Raw genomic sequence first — 18,726 nt, forward strand, 5'->3', positions numbered from 1 at the left:
TGTGCCCTCGGCCGGATCACCCATGGAGCAGACACCCCATGACCATGACCACCACGCGCCGCCGGCTGTCCGTGATAGCCGCCTCGGCCGGCGCCGGCATCCTCGTCTTCGCCGGCTCGGCCTCCGCGCACGTGAGCGTGCAGCCGGGCACCGCCGAGCAGGGCTCGTACGCCAAGGTCGCCTTCCGGGTCCCCAACGAGCGCGACGACGCGGGGACCACCAAGCTCGAGATCACCCTGCCCGCCGACAAGCCGCTCACGTCGGTACAGACCCGGGCGATGACGGGCTGGAAGGCCGAGGTCGAGAAGACCAAGCTGACCACGCCGATCGACAACCACGGCAAGCCGCTGACCGAGGTGGTCTCCAAGATCACCTGGACCGCGGACGCCGGCACCCGGGTGAACCCGGGCACGTTCGAGGACTTCGAGGTGTCCATGGGCAAGCTGCCCACCGACACCGACAAGCTCGTCTTCAAGGCCGTGCAGACCTACGACAGCGGCGAGGTCGTGCGCTGGATCGACCTGGCCGGCGCGGACGGCAAGGAGCCGCAGTACCCCGCGCCGACGCTCAAGCTCATCGCCAAGGCGGGTGCCGGCACCACGCCGGCCGCCGCCTCGGCCACGCCCTCGACCGACGCCAAGGCGTCCGTCGCCGCGGTCGCCGAGGACAAGAGCGACGACTCGACGGCTCGCACGCTCGGCGTGGTCGGCATCGTGGTCGGCGTGCTGGGCCTGGGCGCCGGCGTGTTCGCCGTGCTGCGCGCGTCGCGTCGGGGCACTTCCGCCTGATCCTCGGTCCGCCCGGACCGAGGTCTCGCACCACGGTCTCGGGGTGAACTTCCCGGCCCGGGCGCCGGCACCGCATCGATCGGTGCCGGCCGCCCGGGCCACCGGGCCCGCGCCGACGCCGAACACGTCGGCCACGAGCCCTCGGCAGCAACGACCTGGAGAACGATGAGCAACGCAACGCAGTCCCCGGTCCGGGGCCGCCGTACCGGCCTCCGCCTCGCCGCGCTGGTCGCGGCCGGGCTGCTCCTGGCCACGGGGTGCGGTGACTCCGACAAGTCCGACAACGGTTCGCCGGTGAAGGTGCGCGAGGCGAACTCGAAGTACAAGGGCATCGCCGTCGACCCGCCGTGGAGCAAGCCGGAACTCACCCTGACCGACACTTCCGGGCAGCCGTACGACTTCCGGGCCAAGACCGCCGGGCGCACCACGCTGCTGTACTTCGGCTACACGCACTGCCCGGACGCGTGCCCCACGGTCATGGGCGACATCGTGCGCGCGCTGGGCAAGCTGCCCGCGCCGGACCGGGCCACCGTGGACGTGGTGTTCGTGACCACCGACCCGGAACGCGACACCCAGGCGGCGCTGCGCGAGTGGCTCGACTCGCTGGACAAGTCCTTCGTCGGCCTGACCGGCCCGTTCGACAAGATCCAGGCCGCCGCGCGCCAGGTCGGGGTCTCCATCGAGCCGCCGACCACCGGTCCGGACGGCAAGGTGGTGAGCACCCACGGCACCCAGGTGATCGCCTTCGCCCCCGACAACGAGGGGCCGGTCATGTACAGCGCGAGCAGCGGACTGCTGCCGGACGGCACCCCGAACGGGAACTCCTCCGACGACTTCGCCCACGACCTGCCGCTGCTGATCCACCCCGAGGACGCCAAGAAGTGAAGCTCTTCCCCCTCCCCCGCAAGGCCGTACCACTCGCCGTCGGCGGCGTGCTCGCGCTCGGGATCGGCGGTGTGCTGGTGGCCTGCGCCGACTCCGGGTCCTCCGACTCGGCCGACCGCGAGGCCGCCGCGCCGGCGAACGCGGGCGCCGCCAAGGGCACGCCGAAGTTGCGCATCGTCGACCCGTACATCCCGCAGCCCTCGTCGACGGACGTCGCGGCGGGCTATCTGGTCGTGCAGAACGACGGCGACACCGCCGACCGGCTGCTCTCGGTGGCCAGCCCGCTGTCCGGCGAGGTGATGCTGCACCAGACCAGCGGCAACTCGATGCGGCACATCCCGGGTCTGGACGTGCCCGCGCACGGCAAGGGCGTGCTGGCGCGCGGCGGCGCCCACATCATGTTCATGAATCCGAACAAGGCCGTGAAGAAGGGCGACACCGTGCCGCTCACGCTGACCTTCCAGCAGACCGGGCCGGTCACCGTACAGGTGCCCGTGCTCGGGGTGACCGAACGTCCCGGAGACGCCCCGGCCGCGGGGTCGCCCGGGTCGACCGCACCCGGCTCGACCACGCCGGCACCGGCCGCCTCGTCGGCCGCGCCCGCGGCGGTCGCGCCCTCGGCCGAACAACCGGGCCATGCGGGTCACTGACCCGGCCGGCCGCCCGGCCGCCGTCCCGGCACCGCCCCCGTCCCCGGCCCGAGCCGCCGGCGGGGTGGGCCGCCGCGCGCTCACCTGGCTGCTCGCGCTGCCCCTGCTGCTCGCCGCGCTCGTGCTCGGCGGAGCCGGGGCCGCGTCCGCGCACGCCGTCCTCCAGTCGTCCAACCCGGCGTCCGGCTCGACGCTGACCAGCGCGCCCGCGACGGTCACGCTCCGGTTCAGCGAGGGCGTGGAGATCGGGCTCGGCGGGGTCAAGGTGTTCGACCCGAGCGGCACCCGGGTGGACAACAACCAGACCAAGCACGGTCCGGACGGCGACACCAGCGTGGTCACCCCGCTGCGGGGCGGCCTGCCGACCGGTACCTACACGGTCGCCTGGCGTGCGGTCTCGGCCGACTCGCACCCAATCTCCGGCGCGTTCACCTTCAACATCGGCCAGGCCTCCGGCGGTGTCCGGGTCTCCGACCTGACCGACCAGGGCTCCACCGCGACCGACGTGCTGGAGCGGGCCTCGACCGGGGTCGCCTACCTGTCCTTCGCGGTGCTCGGCGGCGCGGTGCTGTTCCTGCTGATCGCCCGACCCGCCGCGGTCGGCCGGTTCCGGGTCTGGCTCCTGCTGTCCGGCGCGTGGGGCGGGCTGCTGCTGTCCTCGCTCGCGGTGCTGATGTTGCACGGTCCGAACGCGTCCGGTCTGGGCCTGTCCTCGGCGTTCGACGCGGATGTGCTGCGCGCGACGCTGGACACCAAGCTGGGCAAGGCGATCGCGGCCCGGGTGCTGCTGCTGGGCGCGGCCGGCGCACTGCTCGGCTGGCTGATCGCCTCGCTCGCGCACGCGGCCGATCGCACCCGGCGCGTACTGGCCGGCGTCTGGGCGGTGTTGTGCACCGCGATCGCGATCACCTGGCCGATCGCGGACCACGCGTCGGTGGGCCGCCAGGTGGAAGTGGCGATGGCCGCGGACACGCTGCACCTGCTCGCGATGTCCACCTGGCTGGGCGGGCTCGCGATCGTGGTCACGCTGATCGTGCGGCCGGGCGAGCCGGCGCCGGAGGCGGGTCTGGACGTGCCGACGGTGCGGATCTTCTCCCGGACCGCGTTCGTCTCGGTCTGCGTCCTGGTGGCGACGGGGCTGTACGCGAGCTGGCGTCAGGTGGGTTCCTTCGCCGCGCTGTTCGACACCACGTTCGGCCTGCTGCTGGTCTTCAAGGTCGACCTGGTGCTACTGATGCTGGCCGGTGCCTGGGTCTCCCGGCGCTGGCTGATGCGACAGTTGGCGGCGACCGGGAAGTCGCCCATCGGCAAGAGCGCCGCCGGGAAGCCGAAGTGGGCCGTGCTGCGCAAGGCGGTCGCGATCGAGGCGGCACTGGCGATCGCGGTGCTCGGCGTCACCACGGTGCTCACCGACACCGAACCGGGCCGCACCGCGCACGAGCGCAAACAATCCGAGGCGGCGGGCCCGGTCAGCCGCAGCGTCCCGTTCGACGCCGGGGGCGCCGCGGGCAAGGGCAAGCTCGACGTCACGGTCGATCCGGCCCGGGTCGGCCCCAACGAGCTGCACATCTACTTCTCCGATCCGATCGGGCAGATCCGGGACGTCGCCGAGTTGACGGTGTCGATGGCGCTGCCGGGCAAGGGCATCGACGGCGCGGACGTCCAGGTGCGTCGGGGTGGTCCCGGGCACTGGCTCGGCGATCTGTCGCTGCCGATGGCGGGCCGCTGGGAGTTGTCCTTCTCGATCCGTACCTCCGATGTCGACCGGATCACCGTGACGGTGCCCGTGGAGGTCAAGTGAGGCACGTACGCCGCCTCGTGCTGCTGTTCGTCGGGGTGCTGGCCTGCCTGGCCCCGGCGGGCAGCGCGTTCGCGCAGGAGTTGTCCGGTCAGGGGCCGAGCAACTTCCACACCGTGATGACCTCGCCGCGCGAGCTCGACCCGGGCCTGACGGTCGAGGTGATCGAGAACGGTGCGCGGATGCAGGTGCGCAACACCGGTCCGCAGGACGTGGTCGTGCTCGGATACATGAGCGAGCCGTTCCTGCGGATCGGCCGGGGCGGGGTGTTCGAGAACCGCCAGTCCCCCGCCGTGCAGTTGAGCAGCGAGCGGTGGGGCTCGGTCGACGAGAAGTCGAACCTGCAACCGACCGGCGCGCCGCAGTGGCACCGAATCTCCGCCGAGCCGGTGGCCCGCTGGTACGACCAGCGTGTGCACTGGATCGTGCAACAGCGGCTGCCACCGCGGGTGATGGCCGATCCGGACCGCGCGCAGCGGATCTCCACCTGGACCGTGCCGATGCGGATCGGCGAGCGCGAGCTGGCCGCGACCGGCGAACTGCGCTGGTTGCCCGGGCCCAGTCCGTGGCCGGGCATCCTGGGCTCGATCGGGCTCGCGGTGCTGGTGTTCGCCGTGGTGTGGCTGCCGCCGGTCCGCCGCCGGGCACTGATCGGGTACGGCGTGCTCGCGGGCGTGGTCGCGGCGGCGAGCGTGTTGCACCTGGCCCTGGTCGCCGCGGCCCGGGCCGGCGGATTCGGTGCCTGGGCGGGTGCGTTCTTCGCCGGCAATCTGCTCCAACTGCTTTCCGGGGCGGTGGCGTTCGCGGGCGCGGCGCTGCTGGTCCGACGCCGGGTGGGCGGCGCGTGGTTGGCCGCGCCGGCGCTCGGCGTGCTGGCGCTGCGGGTGGCCGGGTACGACCTGCCGGTGTTGTGGCGCTCGTCGTCGCCATTCGTGGGCGGGCTGGCGCTGGACCGGGCGCTGACCGTGCTGGTGCTCGGCGCCGGCCTCGGCGCGGCGCTCGCGCTGGTCGTGGTGGTGCGACGGGGACCGTACCCGGCGGCGGCGACCGCCGAGGCCGCGGAAGTGGTGTGTGTGACAAACGGCGAGCGCGGCGCGAACGGCGCGCACGAGCCGGTGGAACCTGCGAGGGACGACGTGATGAGCAGCCCTGAATCCTCCGATCGAGCGAGCGCCGATTCGGCCGTCTCGCGCCGCCGGTTCGTCGGTGTCGCGGGAGCCGCCGGCGCGGGCGGCCTGGTGGTCGGCGCGACCGGCGGCGCGGTCGCGTTCGCGGACGACTCGACCGCCTCCGGCCCGACGCTGGCCCACGTCGGCTCGACCAGCGTGCCCTTCCACGGGAAGACCCAGGCCGGCATCACCACCCCGGCCCAGGCCAAGGCCGTCTTCCTGGGCTGGGACCTGGAACCGGGCGCGGACCGGGCCGCGGTCGCCGCGCTGATGCGGCGCTGGTCGGACGCGGCCGCACGGCTGACCTCGGGCCGGCCGGTGGCGGACGACGACCGGGTCGCGGCGGACGCCGGGGCCTGTTCGTTGACGGTCACCTTCGGCTTCGGCGCCGGCCTGTTCGACAAGGTGGGCCTGGCCGCACGGCGGCCCGCCGCGCTCAAGCCGCTGCCGCCGTTCCCGGACGACGCGCTGGATCCGGCCCGCGGCGACGGCGACCTGTTCGTCCAGGTGTGCGCGGACGACGGGCTGGTCACCTTCGGCGCGGTCCGCACGCTCCAGCGGCTGGCCAAGGGCGTGGCCCGGATCCGCTGGCAGATGAACGGCTTCGCCCGGTCGCCGGGTGCCACCGCCAAGCCGATGACGCACCGGAACCTGATGGGCCAGATCGACGGCACCAACAATCCGAAGCCGGCCGACCCGAAGTTCGACGAGAAGATCTTCGTCACCGCCGCGGCCGGCCCCGACCAGGGCTGGCTGACCGGTGGTACCTACGTGGTCTTCCGCCGGATCCGGATGTTGCTGGACGCGTGGGACGGCCTGGACAAGGCGCATCAGGAGCGGGTGATCGGCCGGACCAAGGACACCGGCGCGCCGCTGTCCGGCGGCGGCGAGCACAGCGCCGCGGACTTCGGCAAGCGGGGTCCCGACGGCGAGTTGGTGATCACCGCGAACGCCCACATGCGCGTCGCGGCACCGGAGTTCAATCGCGGCTCGACGATGTTGCGGCGCGGCTACTCCTACCACGACGGGTTCGGTACGGACGGCGCGCCGGACGCCGGGCTGCTGTTCGTGGCGTGGCAGCACGACCCGGACGACGGCTTCGTGCCGATCCAGCGCAAGCTGGCCCGCGGCGACGCGTTGTCCCCGTTTTTGCGGCACGAGGCGAGCGGGCTGTTCGTGATCCCGCCGGGGTGCGCCCCGGGCGGGTATGTCGGTCAATCCCTGTTGGAGGGCTGAGTCCGATGCGCCGTCGATGGTTGGTCGGGGCCGCGGCCCTGCCGTTGCTGCTCACCGGCTGCGGGAGTTGGGGCGCGGAGGGCGGCCCGGGTTCGTACATGAGCGAGGCCGAGGCGACCGCGGCGGCGTCCGAGGGCGTCGCGGCCCTGGGCAGTGACGGGGTGCAGCGGATCGAGCTGCGGGTGGACGACAAGCTGCGCTTCTCGCCGTCGGTGATCCGCGCCCGGACCGGCCCGCTGGTGATCACCCTCGCGGACACCGGGATCACCCCGCACCAGATGATCCTGCCCGGCGGTGCTCCGGTCGCGCCGTCCGAGGGCGGCAAGTCCCAGGACATCAAGCTGAGCTTCGGCCGGCCCGGCTCGTACACCTTCAACTGCATGTATCACGTGGGCACCGGCATGGCGGGCACGATCGAGATCACCGAGTAGGACACGCACCGGTCGAAGCCGGGTATCCCGGCCGTTCGGCACGGGTACCCGGCTTCGCCGCCGTGGGGCGGGGGTTCCGGTCTCGGAGTGTCGAGGATCCGCCCGGCCGGGCGCCCGGTCTTCCGGGTCGGGCCGGGGTTTTCCGGGACGCGCGGGGCTCTCCGGGCGGCGCGGGGTTCCGGGCCGGCTCAGGGGATCAGCACGATCTTGCCGGCGATGCGGTTCGTCTCGGCCACCTCGTGTGCCTTGACCACCTCGACGAGCGGGAAGGTCTCGGCGACGACCGGGCGCAGCAGGCCCGCGTCCACCGCCTCGGCCAGCAGGGCCAGCCGTTCCGGGTTCGGCGCCAGGTCGACGGTGATGCCGCGCACGCCGGCCGCCTCGGCCTTGGCCGCAGTGGCCTCGGCCGCGGGCGGGTTGGTGATGTTGATCAGGATGCCGCCGGGGCGGAGGGTACGCAGCGAGCGGTCCTCGTACTCGCCGCCGATCAGGTCGAACACGACATCGACGTCGCGTACCGTCTCCGCGAAGTCGGTCGTGGTGTAGTCCACGACCTCGTCCGCGCCCAACTCGCGCAGCAGGTCGTGCTTGGCCGCGCTCGCCGTGCCGATCACGTACGCGCCCCGGGACTTGGCGATCTGTACCGCCAGGTGCCCGACGCCGCCCGCCGCCGCGTGGATCAGCACACGCTGCCCCGGTCGCACCTGCGCCGCCTCGACCAGGGCCTGCCACGCGATCGAGGCGGACACCGGCAGGGCGGCGGCCCGCACGTGGTCGAGTGTGCTCGGCTTGAGCGCGAAGGAGGACTCCGCGGCCACTACGAACTCCGCGTATCCACCGGCGAGTTGCGGGAAGCCGGGAATCCCGTGGACCTCGTCGCCGACGGTGAGCCGGGAGACGCCCGCGCCGACGCCCGCGACCACGCCGGAGACGTCCCACCCGAGCGTGAACGGCGGCGTCAGCCACATCCCGCCGGCGCGGATCTTGGTGTCGATGGGGTTGACCCCCGCGGCGCGCACTTCGACCAGTACCTCACCCGGTCCGGGTGTGGGTATCGCGGTCTCGATCACCCGGAGAACCTCCGGGCCGCCGAGCGTGTCCTGATGCACAGTGATCATGTTCTTCGTCATGCGGAAAGCATCGTGGCCCCGGTAACCATTGTGAAGAAGGCACCTTCCTGGTACCTGGGTACCTTATGCATACCCCTCCCGACCTGCGCCCTTACGGTGGCGCCGACGTCTATCTCGCCGACTGCGCCTCCCGGGCGGTCCTCGACCTGATCGCGAACAAGTGGGTGGCCCTCGTCGTCGGCGCCCTCCACCCGCAGACCCTGCGCTACGCGGAACTGCGCCGCCGGCTCGGCGGGATCACCAAGAAGATGCTCACCCAGACCCTGCGCGACCTCGAACGCAACGGCCTGGTCCGCCGCAAGGTCTACGCCACGGTCCCGCCCCAGGTGGAGTACTCGCTGACCGAACTCGGGACCAGCGTGAGCGGCTTGATGAGCGAGATCCGGACCTGGTCCGAGAGCCACATCGACGAGATCGAGGCCGCGCAACTGGCCTACGCCGAGGCGACGGCGAACCGACCGGAGGCGGTCTGACGGGCGCCGCGCGCGGGTGCGACAGGCTGCGGTCGTGCCGAGGGCCCCGGTCGCGGTGGCGACGCGGGGCCCTCGCGTGTTCGGGGTGGGGTTTTGTACCGGCTCCGTTCAGCGTGCGGATACCGTCGGCTCGGCCGGAGCCGTTTCCACGCTTCCCGTGCCGCCCGGTCCTTCGGTGCCTTCGGTGACCACGATCGACTCCCGCCTCGGCGAGCGCAGCACCAGCAGGGTGAGCACGATCGCGGCGGCGATCAGACCGGCGCCGATGCCGAAGGCGAGGGTGTACCCGCCGGTCAGCGCCTCGGGCGTGGAGGTGCCCTCGGCCACCAGCCGTTCCGCCTTGGCGCTGGAGAGCGTGTTCAGTACGGCCAGCCCGAGCGCGCCGCCGACCTGCTGGGTGGTGTTGAACAGACCGCCGACCACCCCGGCGTCCTCGGCGGTGGCCCCGGACATGCCCAGCGTGGTGAGCGCCGGGATGGCCAGACCGAAGCCGGTCAGCAGCAACATCGCGGGCAACACGTCGGTGAGGTACGTGCCGTCCGCCGGCACCCGGGCCAGGAACAGCAGCCCGACCAGCAGCAGGGCCAGGCCCGCGACCACGACGTTGCGCTCGCCGAACCGGGCGTTGATCCGCGCCGAGTAGCCGAGTGTGACGATCCCGATCACCACCGCCGACGGCAACATCGCGACGCCGGTCCGGGCCGCGCCGTAGCCGAGCACGTGCTGGAGGTAGAGCGCGATCATCAACTGGAAGGCGAACAGCGCGCCGACCATCAACATCTGGATCGCGTTGGCCCCGGACACCCGCGCCGACCGGAACACCCGCAGCGGCAGCAGCGGCGTCCGGGCCTTCGCCTGGCGGACCACGAAACCGGCGATCAGCAGGAGTGACACCGCGCCCATGCCGAGTGTGCGCGCCGAGGCCCAGCCGTGTGCGTCGGCCTCGACGATCGTGTAGACGAGCAGCATCAGGCCGGACGTGATCAGCAGCGCGCCCCACAGGTCCGCGCCCGCCGACCGGCCCAGACCCCGGTCGGCGACCAGCAGGCGGAACGCGAGCGCGGTGGCCGCGACGCCGATCGGCACGTTGACGAAGAAGATCCAGTGCCACGTGAACGTCTGGGTGAGCAACCCGCCGAGCACGAGCCCGATCGACGCTCCGGCCGCGCCGACGAAGCTGAACGCACCGATCGCCTTGGCCCGTTCCCGAGGGTCCGGGAAGAGCGTGACGATCATGCCGATCGCCACGGCCGAGGACATCGCGCCGCCGATGCCCTGCAGGAAGCGGGCGGCGATCAGCAGTTCCGGCCCGGTCGCCACGCCGCACAGCACCGACGCGGCGGTGAAGACGACCATGCCCGCGATGAACATCCGGCGCCGCCCGATCAGGTCGCCGAGCCGGCCGGCCAGGAGCAGCAGGCCACCGAAGGCGATCCCGTACGCGTTGACCACCCAGGCCAGGCCCGACTGGGAGAAGCCCAGGTCGCTCTGGATGGCGGGCAGCGCCACCGTGACGATCGTGCCGTCGAGGACGACCATCAGCACCCCGGCGCACAGCACCGCGAGCGCCGACCAGCGTGACCTGTCCGTCGATTCCGGTGTGGCGAACGTGCGCGACATGCTGCTCATCTCCCTGGACGACCGGTCGGCGGACGGCCGACTCACAGGAGAGACGTTAGCAGATAGTTTTGTTGTAGACGATCTCTTTCGGACTCTTCTTTTTGAAACCCATCTGCCACGGACTCATCTCGATCGATCGTATCCGCGGCCCGCCGCCCGCTGCTCGCTCCCCGCCGCCTGCCGCCGGCCGTCCGAGAGGCGACCCGCAACTACCGCTTCGACGTCCGGGCCCGCCGTACCGTCGCCTCGGACTCGACCGGCTTGGCGAGCACACCGCCGACCAGACGCGCCAGCGCGGAGACGAACACCGCGCGCTCGTCCTCGGGCAGCGTCTCCAGCACCTCGCGATGCACGCCGTCGACGATCCCGCGCCCGGCCCGGACCAGGTCGCGCCCGGCCTCGGTGACCACGATGATCCGCGCCCGCCGGTCGGTCGGCGCGGGCCGCCGCTCGGCCAGCCCGGCCCGCTCCAGCTCGTCCATGGTCACGACCATCGTGGTCTTGTCCAGGTCGGAGAGCTCGGCCACCTGGGCCTGGGTCAGATCCCGGTCGATCGCGTGCGAGAGGACGCAGAAGCTGCGCGGCGTGACGTCGATCGCCGCGAGGGCGGCGGCCATTCGGGTGTTCATCACGTGGCCGGCGTGCACGAACATGCCGGTCATGTCCAGGACGGTCGGGGCCAGGCTCTCGGTAGTCATGCGGTCAGCGTAACAAGATAGGTAAGCCAATAGATTGTTCCGTAGTAGACCTATGGCCGGGATCGGATGGGCGCGCGCCCGACCGATCGGACCGACCCCGCCGACGGATCCGACCCCGCCGACCGAACCGGCCGCGAGGAGATCGCGGCCGGTCTTCGTCGATCAGCGGCCGAGGGCCTGGAACTTGCGCACCGCGAGCGGCAGGAAGATCGCGGTGATCACCAGCGGCCAGACCACCGCCATCGGCAACGCGTGTTCCTCGATCCAGTTCCCCCCGTGCGGAGCCGGACTGCCGAACAGGTCGCGGATCGTGTTCGCGGTGGAGGAGACCGGGTTCCACATCGCCACCGTGCCCAGCCACTGCGGCATCATCGACGGCGGCGTGAAGACGCTGGAGATCATCCCGAAGGGCAGGGCCACCGCGAACAGGCTGCCCGCCGCCTCCGCGTTGGGCACCAGCAGCCCCAGGTAGACACCGACCCAGGTCAGCGCGAACCGCAGCAGCAACAGCAGCCCGAATGCGGCCAGGATCTCCAACAGGGTGCCGTCCGGTCGCCATCCGACGACGAGCGCGATCGACGCGAGCACCGCGAGGTCGAGACTCGCGCCGAGCACGTCGGCCACCCCGCGCCCGCTGACCACCGCCGAAGGCGCCATCGGCATCGAGCGATACCGGTCCATCACGCCGAGTTGCCGGGTGACCGCGACGACCGTCGCGGTGTTCATGAACCCCTGGGCCATGGTCATCGCGAACATGCCGGGCAGCGCGTAGTCCTTGTAATCGATCGATCCGCCCACGTCCATGGCACTGCCGAAGACGTACACGAACAGCAGCACGGACACGATCGGGAAGCCCAACTGCCAGGCCAGCATGCTCGGTTGCCGAGCGATGTGCACCATCTCGTTGCGCACGACGGTCAGACAGTCCGCGATCGCCCAGTACAGCCGGCGTTCGGGAGCCTCCACCGTTCCCGCGATGGTCGCGCTCATCGGCGCACCGCCTCCTTCGCGGATTCGTTCCCGGCCTGCTCCGGCTCGTGCGCGCGGTGGCCGGTCAGCCCGAGGAAGACCTCGTCAAGGGTCGGCCGGCGTACGCCGATGTCCTCGATCGTGATCCCCTCGTCCTGGCAGGCCCGGGCGGCGTGGGTGAGCGCCGCGACCCGATCGCCGACCGGGGCGGTCACCCGCCGATCCTCGGGATCGAGCACCGGTTCGGTGCCCGACTCGGCCACGCGGGCCACCACCGCGGCCACGCGTGCCAGGTCGACCGCGTCCCGCGCGACGATCTCGATCCGGTCGCCGCCCAGTTCGCGCTTGAGCCGATCCGGGGTGTCGTCGGCGATCTTGCGCCCGCGATCGAGCACCGCGATGCGATCCGCCAATTTGTCCGCCTCGTCCAGGTATTGCGTGGTCAGCAGCACCGCCGTACCGCCCGCGAGCAACGAGCGCACCGCCTCCCAGACCTCGTTGCGCCCGCGCGGGTCGAGTCCGGTGGTCGGCTCGTCCAGGAAGAGCACGTCGGGCGCCAGGATCATGCTCGCGGCCAGGTCGAGCCGCCGGCGCATGCCGCCGCTGTACTGCTTGACGCTCCGGTCGGCCGCCTCGACCAGGCCGAACCGCTCCAGCAGCTCGTCGGCGCGACGGGCCGCACCGCGCTTGTCCAGGTGGAACAGGCGCCCGAACAGGATCAGGTTGTGCCGCCCGGTCACCTTCTCGTCGACCGCCGCGTACTGACCGACCAGTCCGATGTGCCGGCGCACCCGACGGGGATCTCCGGTCACGTCGTGGCCCGCGACCAGGGCCCGACCGCCGTCCGGTCGCAGCAGCGTGGACAGGATCCGAACCGCCGTGGTCTTGCCCGCGCCGTTGGGCCCGAGCAGCCCCTGGACGGTGCCTCGGGGCACGGTCAGGTCGAAGTCGTCGAGCGCGTGGGTGGTGCCGTAGCGCTTGGTCAGGCCCTCGGCGAGGACCGCGTGGCTCGTGGTTTCCATCCGCGTTTCCGTCGGCGTTCTCATCGACGTTCTCATCGGCCTCCTTCAAACCGAGTACACCGTACCCGATTGCGCGTACGGCGTACCCAGTTGTCCTGGATCGGTTGTGCGCGGGCGCCGGGCGACCGGCATACCGGTGGGGGCGCCGAGGCGGGCTCCTACGATGGGGGCACCATGACGAGCACCGACCACACCGGCGGCGGCGATCTCGCGCGCAGCCTCGAACTGTTGTGGGGCATGGACCGGAAACCGGCCCGAGGCCCCAAACCGGCGCTGACCCTGGACCGGATCGTCACCGCCGCGATCGCCGTCGCGGACGCCGAGGGGCTGGACGCGGTGTCGATGCGACGCGTGGCCACCGAGATCGGGTCCGGCACGATGTCGCTCTACCGCTACGTCCCGGGCAAGGCCGAACTGCTCGACCTGATGGTCGACAAGGTCAACGCGCCGGGCGACGCCGAGTTTCCCCCCGAACTCGGCTGGCGCGGCGCCCTGGAGCAGGTCGCGCGCGGCATCTGGCAGATGTACAACCGCCACCCGTGGCTGCTCGGCGTCGATCAGGCGAGGCCGGTACTGGGGCCCAACTCGCTCGAGGCCCTGGAGCTGACGCTGGCCGCGATCGGCGACGCGGCGCTGTCCGACCGGGAGAAGATGACCGTCCTGTCGATCATCGACGGCGGTTATGTGAGCGGCATGGCGCGCACCCACTTCAACACCGTGCACGCGGCGCAGCGCACCGGGGTCAGCGACGAACAGTTCTGGGCCGCGCAGGCTCCCCTGTTGAACGCGGCGATGACGAGCGGGCGCTACCCGAGGTTGGCCGCGCTCACCGAGGACAGCTTCACCCAGGACGGCGAGGCGGTGTTCGAGTTCGGCCTGCGCCTGTTGCTCGACGGCCTGGAGACGTTCGTCGACCGCCGCTCCTGAACCCGATCCGCACCCGTACCGCACCTGCCCCAGGAATTGTGGACCTGGCGGACAAGGGGTCACGAAAGCGGAATCGCCGGCATCATCATCGGTGCTCGGCTACGGGGAACGGGGACCATGAACAGGACACTGCTGCGGATGCGGGCCGCGCTCGGCATGGGAATCGGGGCGGTGGCCCTGACCCTGGCGCCCCTCGCGTTCGGGACTTCGGCCGCCGGCGCCACGGGCGCCACGGTGAGCGTGACACCCGGCCCGGTGCGGCCGGGGGATTCCGTGGCGATCCGAGGATCCGGGCTGACCGGCTGCCCGACGAACAAGGTGGACGTCTACCTCCTGTCGGCCAACGGCGGCAGCTCCGGGGAGTACCTCGACCTGCTCGCGGCCGACCTGCCGGTGGACACCGCGCACGGGGACTCGATCGCGTTCCGGCACACGATGCTCGCCCCGACCTACAGCTCGAACGGGGCAGCGAGCACGGACCGGCCGGTGAACCGGATCGCGGTGCGCTGTCCGGGGCAGGAGAAGGCCCTCGCGGAGACGGCGATCGAGATCAACGCGTTCCGACCCGAGGAGACCCGCACCCCACCGGCCGACCTGCGCGCCAGGCACCTCGTGCTGGAGCCGGCCACCGGCGTGCCCGGCACCGAGGTCACCCTGTGGACCGACCTGCGCTGCGGGGACGCGAACGCGAGCGACGACGCACGCGTGACGTGGGGTGGACGCGACCTCGCCAAGCTCAGCATCTCGGGCGCCGGTGCCGAGGCCCAGCGCTTCATCGTGCCGGACGGACCCGATCGCGGCCCACGCCCGATCACCGTGACCTGCTTCGCGCAGGGCGCGGGCATGCCGGACAACGGGGTCGTCCAGCGCGCCGACTTCCAGGTCGCCCGGCCGGAATTGACGCTGACGCCCAAGCAGCCGACGGCCGGTCGGCCGTTGCGCGTCGAGGGCAGCGGGTTCGTCACGTGCGGTCGGCCGGTCGACGGCGGGGCCGGGACGCTGACGGTGCGTCATGGCGGCACCGTGCTGGGGACGGTGCCGGTGGCCGCCGACGGGCGATTCGCGAGCGAGATTCGGGTACCGCGCGAACTGCCGGGCGGGGAAGGGATGTTGACCGTCGCGTGCACGACTGGCGTGGGCTACGACGGTGACTTCTCGGTACGGGTCGCGGTGCTGGGCGCGGCCGGGACGAGCGCGGTCTCGGAGCGGTCCGAGGCGGCGGTGAACCTGCCGAGCCCGAGCGCGCTGTTCGACGAGCCCCGGCCGGTGGTGCTGGCCGGCGCGACGGCGGTGGTGGCGCTTCCGGTGCTGGGCTTCTCGGCCGAGCTGTTCAACAAGACGTGGGAGCAGAACCGGCTTCGGATCCGACGCCGACTGCGCCCGGGGGCCGCGCGCCCGCGATCGCAGCCGCGCATGCCCGAGTTGCAGGTGCTCGTCTTCGTGCTGCTCTCGGCCGCGTTCTGCGTCGCGGTCGAACCCGGCACGGGCTGGAACGCGGGCACCGCCGCGCTCGCGCTGGCATTAATGGCGGCGGTTCCGCTCGGCGTGCTGGTGTACGAGGGTTCGGCGGAGGCCTACCGAAGGCGTGTCTCCCGCATCCGGGCCCTGCCTCGGCTGGTTCCGGGAGCGCTGGGCGTCGCCCTGGTGCTGGCCGTGGCGTCGCGGCTGCTGCATCTGACGCCGGGCTATGTGTACGGCCTGTTCCTCGCCTTCACCTCGGCCGGCCTGCGCCGACTGGCTCCCTCGGACGAGGGCCGCGCGATAGCCCTCGGCTCCTGGTCCCTGGCGGGCCTCGCGGTGGTCGCGTGGGTGTGGCGCATCCCGGTGACCCACGTCCTGAACGAGTCGGACGGCGCGCCCTTCGGCTGGGTCTTCGCCGAGGACGTGCTCACCCAGTGCTTCGTGGCGGCGGTGGTCGGCCTGGTCTTCGGCCTGCTGCCGATGCGCTTCATGGACGGCCATGCCCTGTGGCAATGGAACCGCTGGGCCTGGGCGGCGATCTACGCCTTGGCCCTGTTCCTGTTCGTCCTGGCCCTCCTCGACCCCGCGGGCGCCGCCGACGGCCTCACCCGAGACATGTGGCTCCGCTCCACGATCCTCTTCGCCACCGCCGCACTCGCATCAATCACTTTCTGGGCCATCTTCCGCCTGCGGCCTCCTACGAACCACCCTCCGCAACCTTGACGCAAGGAGAAGACACCTGCACCGCAACGCGGTTCTGGTCTTGGATGCCTTTTGCCCAGACCACGTACCCGTCCTTCGGGTTTCTTGCGCTGACTACTGAGCTCGGAACTGCTGGCGGCGTTTCGTATCGATCAATATGCCAACCTTCCAGTTTGAGATAATCGTGCAGACGTGCAACGGCGAGCCCGATCTCGGCCGACCCAAGGTAATCAACCTGCCAAAAGTGATCCAGTCCATAAACACCGGCACCACCAGCCGGACATTCACGAGGGATTCGACCTTCATTCAAGCCGGGCGCAATCTTGACTTGCAGAGCATCAAAGACGCGGCTTGAGTACTGGTCGATTCGATTATTCACATCCGCACGGCCAGCCGCGCGATATTCACTCTCCACGCCTTGACCACATCCCGACAGGACGACCAAAACGGTCAGAACCCCGCTCGCCACAAGCCTCAAGGACGACTTCCCCACAGCAGATTAACCTCCTCATATCGCCCAGCAATCACAGCTGCCTGATTATCAAGGCTGTCGGGGTGCTCACCGTCCCAATATTCGCTATGCCCGTGAGCACCCTCGGCGCTCATACGATTGGCACCGAATGACCGATCGTCCGGTGTTACGCGATTCCAAATACCCTTTTCCTTGACGGCCGGAGCATGTGCTCCGGATCCGAGAGTCGACACGGGATCACCTTCAGCCAAGGTCACCCAAACATGATTGCCAGGCAAATTTAGATCCCCAGCCTTTGAAACATGCGTTCCCGGACTGCCTGCCACAATAATGTCTCGCGCATAAATGCCTCCGTTGGATTTCGCGGCTTCTCCAATCACAACTGAACCGTAGCTGTGGCCGATCACCGTGATATGGCGCTGAGAGGAAACTCCCTGCGCGACCCCGACGCCTCGCAGAAAATACTTGAGCTTCGAGGCACCAGCCTCGGCATCGGACGACGACAGGGCATGGACAAGGGTGTCGGGCGCGTCATATGAAAGCCAGGCAATTGCACTCACCTCTCCTGGCTTCGTATAGCGTTCCGTCGCAATCAACAAACGTCGTACCCTCTGGACGTCCTTGCCAACTTTCGCGAGACTCGCTCCCGTCCCCGGGACGTAGACCGCTGTGTGGGCGGCTGTGTCGGGGTTGCCGATGGCGACGATTGCGCGGCCGTCGCCCTTGGCGCTGAAGCCCATCAGGTAGAGGTCGTCGCCCGAGCGCAACGTCGCCTCCAAACCCTCGATCGCCGCCAGGCGTTCCTTGAGCGCCGTGACCCGAAGGCGCCACTTCGCGTCGTCGGTGCGGCCCGCCGCGTCCCGCTTGGCACGCGCGGCGGCAAGTTCGGCGATGAGCGCGGCCTTCGCCTCGGCCAGCGCGACCCGATTGGCGCGGTCCCGGATCTCCGTCGGCAACCCGTCCATCGCCCCCAGCACCGCCGGATAGCCGGCCAGATACATCGCCCGCTCCGAAGGATTCAGCCCCGCCCACCACTTGGCCGCCGCGACCGGATCGCCCCTCGGGATCGTGGCGAGGTCCAAGCCCGCCAACGCCATCACGCACGTGCCGTCGGCGGCCGTGTCCGCCCAGTCGGCCGTCCCCGTCGGATACAGCCGGGCCAGCGTCTCCGCGCAGTGCGTGTCGACCTCGGTCGCCTTCCGGACCGGCGCGGCCAGGAGCTGCTCCAACTCGTGCCGCCGCGAGATCATCGCCACGTCGGCACGGTGCGTCGGATCGGCCGGCTCCATCCGCCCGTCCTCGAACACGGTGAATCCCGCAGCCGCCGCCTCCGCCAATCCCGCCCACAAATCGCGCTGCGCGTTCCGGAGTTGGTCGGCCGCCGTGTCCAGGACGGTGAGCACGCACCGGGCCTCCTGCGCCGCCACCATCACCTGCTCACCACGCGCGGCCAACCCCCGTGCCGCGGCATCCGCGTCCGCACCCTCCCAACGCGAAGCTCGCAGCGGCCCGCCCACCCCTGTAGTCGCCCGCCCGACCAACCCGTCCAACGCGGCCGCCAGGTCGGTCCACTCGACCACCGCACGGTCCAGCCCGCCCAACGCGGCGTCGCGCAGTTGAGCCAGCGTCACCATCAGCGCCGCGCCTCGGCGAACGCACCCGCGACCGCCTGATCGGTGCGATCGTGCGCGTCGGCGTTCGTCCACAACACGTCGCCGGCCCCGCCGTACCCGTCGCCGAGCGCCCGCAGATGATCCGCCCACGCCACCGTCAGCGCCCCGGCCGCCCCCGCGACCGCGAACCCCGGACACCCCGAGACCCCCGCACTCGGCCCCCCGGCCGCCCGCCGCAGTGCTCCCGCCACCTCCCGAGCCACCGTGGCTCCTTGCCGCAACGCCCCCGTCTCGACCCGAATCCGCGCCGAGCCGCCCCCACCCTCACCGCCGCCACCAGCCAAAACCCCTCCCAGTGGTTGCCTGATCACTCAATGCAATCAAACGATACCTACCGAAAGCCGTCACTCCGTCGCCGAGCCCTGCGAATCCCCCGAGGGCGAACAGACTCACCAACCGGCGCGTAACCCGACCGCCTACCGCTCGTTCATACGTATGGGCGAACGCAATGAGCCGTTCGGGGGACGCGGGCGGCTCGAAGCAGTGGGTGACACCGGCCGGCATGTGCGCATCGCGGGGACCACAAAATCGCCCGTGAATCCGCAGGTCAGGCGAATACCGTGTCAAATCCGTACGGAATTAATCGGGACAAACGGCACTGCCGTTTCCGAGCAGGGGGCTG

Annotated in this window: 17 protein-coding genes; 9 read left to right on the forward strand and 8 right to left on the reverse strand. The window is 71.0% G+C overall.

Annotated features, from left to right (window positions below):
- Positions 1-38 precede the first annotated feature (38 nt).
- The 6 genes from OG948_RS18250 to OG948_RS18275 all read left to right on the forward strand — a co-directional run bounded on the left by OG948_RS18250 (position 39) and on the right by OG948_RS18275 (position 6,957).
- A complete protein-coding gene (locus OG948_RS18250) occupies positions 39-788 on the forward strand; it encodes a YcnI family protein (RefSeq protein ID WP_406297570.1) in 750 nt (249 codons plus the stop codon).
- 165 nt (positions 789-953) lie between these two features.
- The gene (locus OG948_RS18255; RefSeq protein ID WP_406297571.1) at positions 954-1,673 is read left to right on the forward strand and encodes an SCO family protein; all 720 of its coding nucleotides are present in this window, start codon (positions 954-956) and stop codon (positions 1,671-1,673) included.
- Positions 1,670-2,323 (forward strand): copper chaperone PCu(A)C, encoded by a 654-nt coding sequence (locus OG948_RS18260; protein WP_406297572.1) that lies wholly within the window; start codon positions 1,670-1,672, stop codon positions 2,321-2,323. The genes OG948_RS18255 and OG948_RS18260 overlap by 4 nt, the downstream gene beginning before the upstream one ends.
- Positions 2,310-4,124 (forward strand): copper resistance protein CopC, encoded by a 1,815-nt coding sequence (locus OG948_RS18265; protein ID WP_406297573.1) that lies wholly within the window; start codon positions 2,310-2,312, stop codon positions 4,122-4,124. Before OG948_RS18260 ends, OG948_RS18265 begins: the two co-directional genes overlap by 14 nt.
- A 1,136-nt stretch (positions 4,125-5,260) precedes the next feature.
- Entirely contained in the window at positions 5,261-6,526 is a 1,266-nt protein-coding gene (gene efeB, locus OG948_RS18270; RefSeq protein ID WP_406300285.1) for an iron uptake transporter deferrochelatase/peroxidase subunit, read from the forward strand.
- A 5-nt stretch (positions 6,527-6,531) separates the two neighbouring features.
- Complete coding sequence (locus OG948_RS18275) at positions 6,532-6,957, forward strand: hypothetical protein (RefSeq protein ID WP_395867599.1); 426 nt, start codon at positions 6,532-6,534, stop codon at positions 6,955-6,957.
- 188 nt (positions 6,958-7,145) lie between these two features.
- Here the strand turns inward: OG948_RS18275 and OG948_RS18280 are convergent, their stop codons facing one another.
- Complete coding sequence (locus OG948_RS18280; protein WP_406297574.1) at positions 7,146-8,087, reverse strand: NADP-dependent oxidoreductase; 942 nt, start codon at positions 8,085-8,087, stop codon at positions 7,146-7,148.
- Positions 8,088-8,152: 65 nt separating this feature from the next.
- Here OG948_RS18280 and OG948_RS18285 point away from each other — a divergent pair, with 65 nt between their 5' ends.
- The gene (locus OG948_RS18285) at positions 8,153-8,560 is read left to right on the forward strand and encodes a winged helix-turn-helix transcriptional regulator (protein ID WP_406297575.1); all 408 of its coding nucleotides are present in this window, start codon (positions 8,153-8,155) and stop codon (positions 8,558-8,560) included.
- Between the two features lie 108 nt (positions 8,561-8,668).
- On the opposite strand, the gene OG948_RS18290 is transcribed toward OG948_RS18285, so the two are convergent.
- The 4 genes from OG948_RS18290 to OG948_RS18305 form a co-directional block, all read right to left on the reverse strand.
- Positions 8,669-10,180, reverse strand: a complete 1,512-nt coding sequence (locus OG948_RS18290) for a DHA2 family efflux MFS transporter permease subunit (RefSeq protein WP_406300286.1) — start codon at positions 10,178-10,180, stop codon at positions 8,669-8,671.
- A 209-nt stretch (positions 10,181-10,389) separates the two neighbouring features.
- Positions 10,390-10,878: a MarR family winged helix-turn-helix transcriptional regulator gene (locus OG948_RS18295; RefSeq protein WP_406297576.1), complete on the reverse strand. Its 489-nt coding sequence runs from the start codon at positions 10,876-10,878 to the stop codon at positions 10,390-10,392.
- A gap of 162 nt (positions 10,879-11,040) precedes the next feature.
- Positions 11,041-11,868, reverse strand: a complete 828-nt coding sequence (locus tag OG948_RS18300) for an ABC transporter permease (RefSeq protein WP_406297577.1) — start codon at positions 11,866-11,868, stop codon at positions 11,041-11,043.
- Positions 11,865-12,869 (reverse strand): ATP-binding cassette domain-containing protein, encoded by a 1,005-nt coding sequence (locus tag OG948_RS18305; protein WP_406297578.1) that lies wholly within the window; start codon positions 12,867-12,869, stop codon positions 11,865-11,867. The genes OG948_RS18300 and OG948_RS18305 overlap by 4 nt, the downstream gene beginning before the upstream one ends.
- 174 nt (positions 12,870-13,043) lie before the next feature.
- Here OG948_RS18305 and OG948_RS18310 point away from each other — a divergent pair, with 174 nt between their 5' ends.
- Together OG948_RS18310 and OG948_RS18315 are read left to right on the forward strand one after the other, a co-directional pair.
- Positions 13,044-13,796: a TetR/AcrR family transcriptional regulator gene (locus OG948_RS18310; protein WP_406297579.1), complete on the forward strand. Its 753-nt coding sequence runs from the start codon at positions 13,044-13,046 to the stop codon at positions 13,794-13,796.
- A gap of 117 nt (positions 13,797-13,913) precedes the next feature.
- Positions 13,914-15,980: an FGLLP motif-containing membrane protein gene (locus OG948_RS18315; protein ID WP_406297580.1), complete on the forward strand. Its 2,067-nt coding sequence runs from the start codon at positions 13,914-13,916 to the stop codon at positions 15,978-15,980.
- Here OG948_RS18315 and OG948_RS18320 read toward each other — a convergent pair.
- The 3 genes from OG948_RS18320 to OG948_RS18330 are packed head-to-tail and all read right to left on the reverse strand — an operon-like array spanning position 15,955 to position 18,307.
- Positions 15,955-16,437: a hypothetical protein gene (locus OG948_RS18320; protein WP_406297581.1), complete on the reverse strand. Its 483-nt coding sequence runs from the start codon at positions 16,435-16,437 to the stop codon at positions 15,955-15,957. The two genes, OG948_RS18315 and OG948_RS18320, sit on opposite strands and share 26 nt — an antisense overlap.
- Positions 16,434-18,065: an alpha/beta hydrolase gene (locus OG948_RS18325; RefSeq protein ID WP_406297582.1), complete on the reverse strand. Its 1,632-nt coding sequence runs from the start codon at positions 18,063-18,065 to the stop codon at positions 16,434-16,436. The genes OG948_RS18320 and OG948_RS18325 overlap by 4 nt, the downstream gene beginning before the upstream one ends.
- Positions 18,065-18,307, reverse strand: a complete 243-nt coding sequence (locus tag OG948_RS18330; protein ID WP_406297583.1) for a hypothetical protein — start codon at positions 18,305-18,307, stop codon at positions 18,065-18,067. The genes OG948_RS18325 and OG948_RS18330 overlap by 1 nt, the downstream gene beginning before the upstream one ends.
- Between the last annotated feature and the right edge of the window lie 419 nt (positions 18,308-18,726).

Origin of the sequence: Embleya sp. NBC_00888 (genome assembly GCF_045207655.1) — a bacterium.
Lineage (GTDB): Bacteria > Actinomycetota > Actinomycetes > Streptomycetales > Streptomycetaceae > Embleya.

Excerpts from the sequence above, each read along its gene's own strand:
- OG948_RS18290 (WP_406300286.1), bottom strand. The coding sequence starts at position 10,180 with ATGTCGCGCACGTTCGCCACACCGGAATCGACGGACAGGTCACGCTGG.
- OG948_RS18275 (WP_395867599.1), top strand. The coding sequence starts at position 6,532 with ATGCGCCGTCGATGGTTGGTCGGGGCCGCGGCCCTGCCGTTGCTGCTC.
- OG948_RS18250 (WP_406297570.1), top strand. The coding sequence starts at position 39 with ATGACCATGACCACCACGCGCCGCCGGCTGTCCGTGATAGCCGCCTCG.
- OG948_RS18325 (WP_406297582.1), bottom strand. The coding sequence starts at position 18,065 with ATGGTGACGCTGGCTCAACTGCGCGACGCCGCGTTGGGCGGGCTGGAC.
- OG948_RS18280 (WP_406297574.1), bottom strand. The coding sequence starts at position 8,087 with ATGACGAAGAACATGATCACTGTGCATCAGGACACGCTCGGCGGCCCG.
- OG948_RS18255 (WP_406297571.1), top strand. The coding sequence starts at position 954 with ATGAGCAACGCAACGCAGTCCCCGGTCCGGGGCCGCCGTACCGGCCTC.
- efeB (WP_406300285.1), top strand. The coding sequence starts at position 5,261 with ATGAGCAGCCCTGAATCCTCCGATCGAGCGAGCGCCGATTCGGCCGTC.
- OG948_RS18295 (WP_406297576.1), bottom strand. The coding sequence starts at position 10,878 with ATGACTACCGAGAGCCTGGCCCCGACCGTCCTGGACATGACCGGCATG.
- OG948_RS18305 (WP_406297578.1), bottom strand. The coding sequence starts at position 12,869 with ATGGAAACCACGAGCCACGCGGTCCTCGCCGAGGGCCTGACCAAGCGC.
- OG948_RS18300 (WP_406297577.1), bottom strand. The coding sequence starts at position 11,868 with ATGAGCGCGACCATCGCGGGAACGGTGGAGGCTCCCGAACGCCGGCTG.
- OG948_RS18310 (WP_406297579.1), top strand. The coding sequence starts at position 13,044 with ATGACGAGCACCGACCACACCGGCGGCGGCGATCTCGCGCGCAGCCTC.
- OG948_RS18265 (WP_406297573.1), top strand. The coding sequence starts at position 2,310 with ATGCGGGTCACTGACCCGGCCGGCCGCCCGGCCGCCGTCCCGGCACCG.
- OG948_RS18315 (WP_406297580.1), top strand. The coding sequence starts at position 13,914 with ATGAACAGGACACTGCTGCGGATGCGGGCCGCGCTCGGCATGGGAATC.
- OG948_RS18285 (WP_406297575.1), top strand. The coding sequence starts at position 8,153 with ATGCATACCCCTCCCGACCTGCGCCCTTACGGTGGCGCCGACGTCTAT.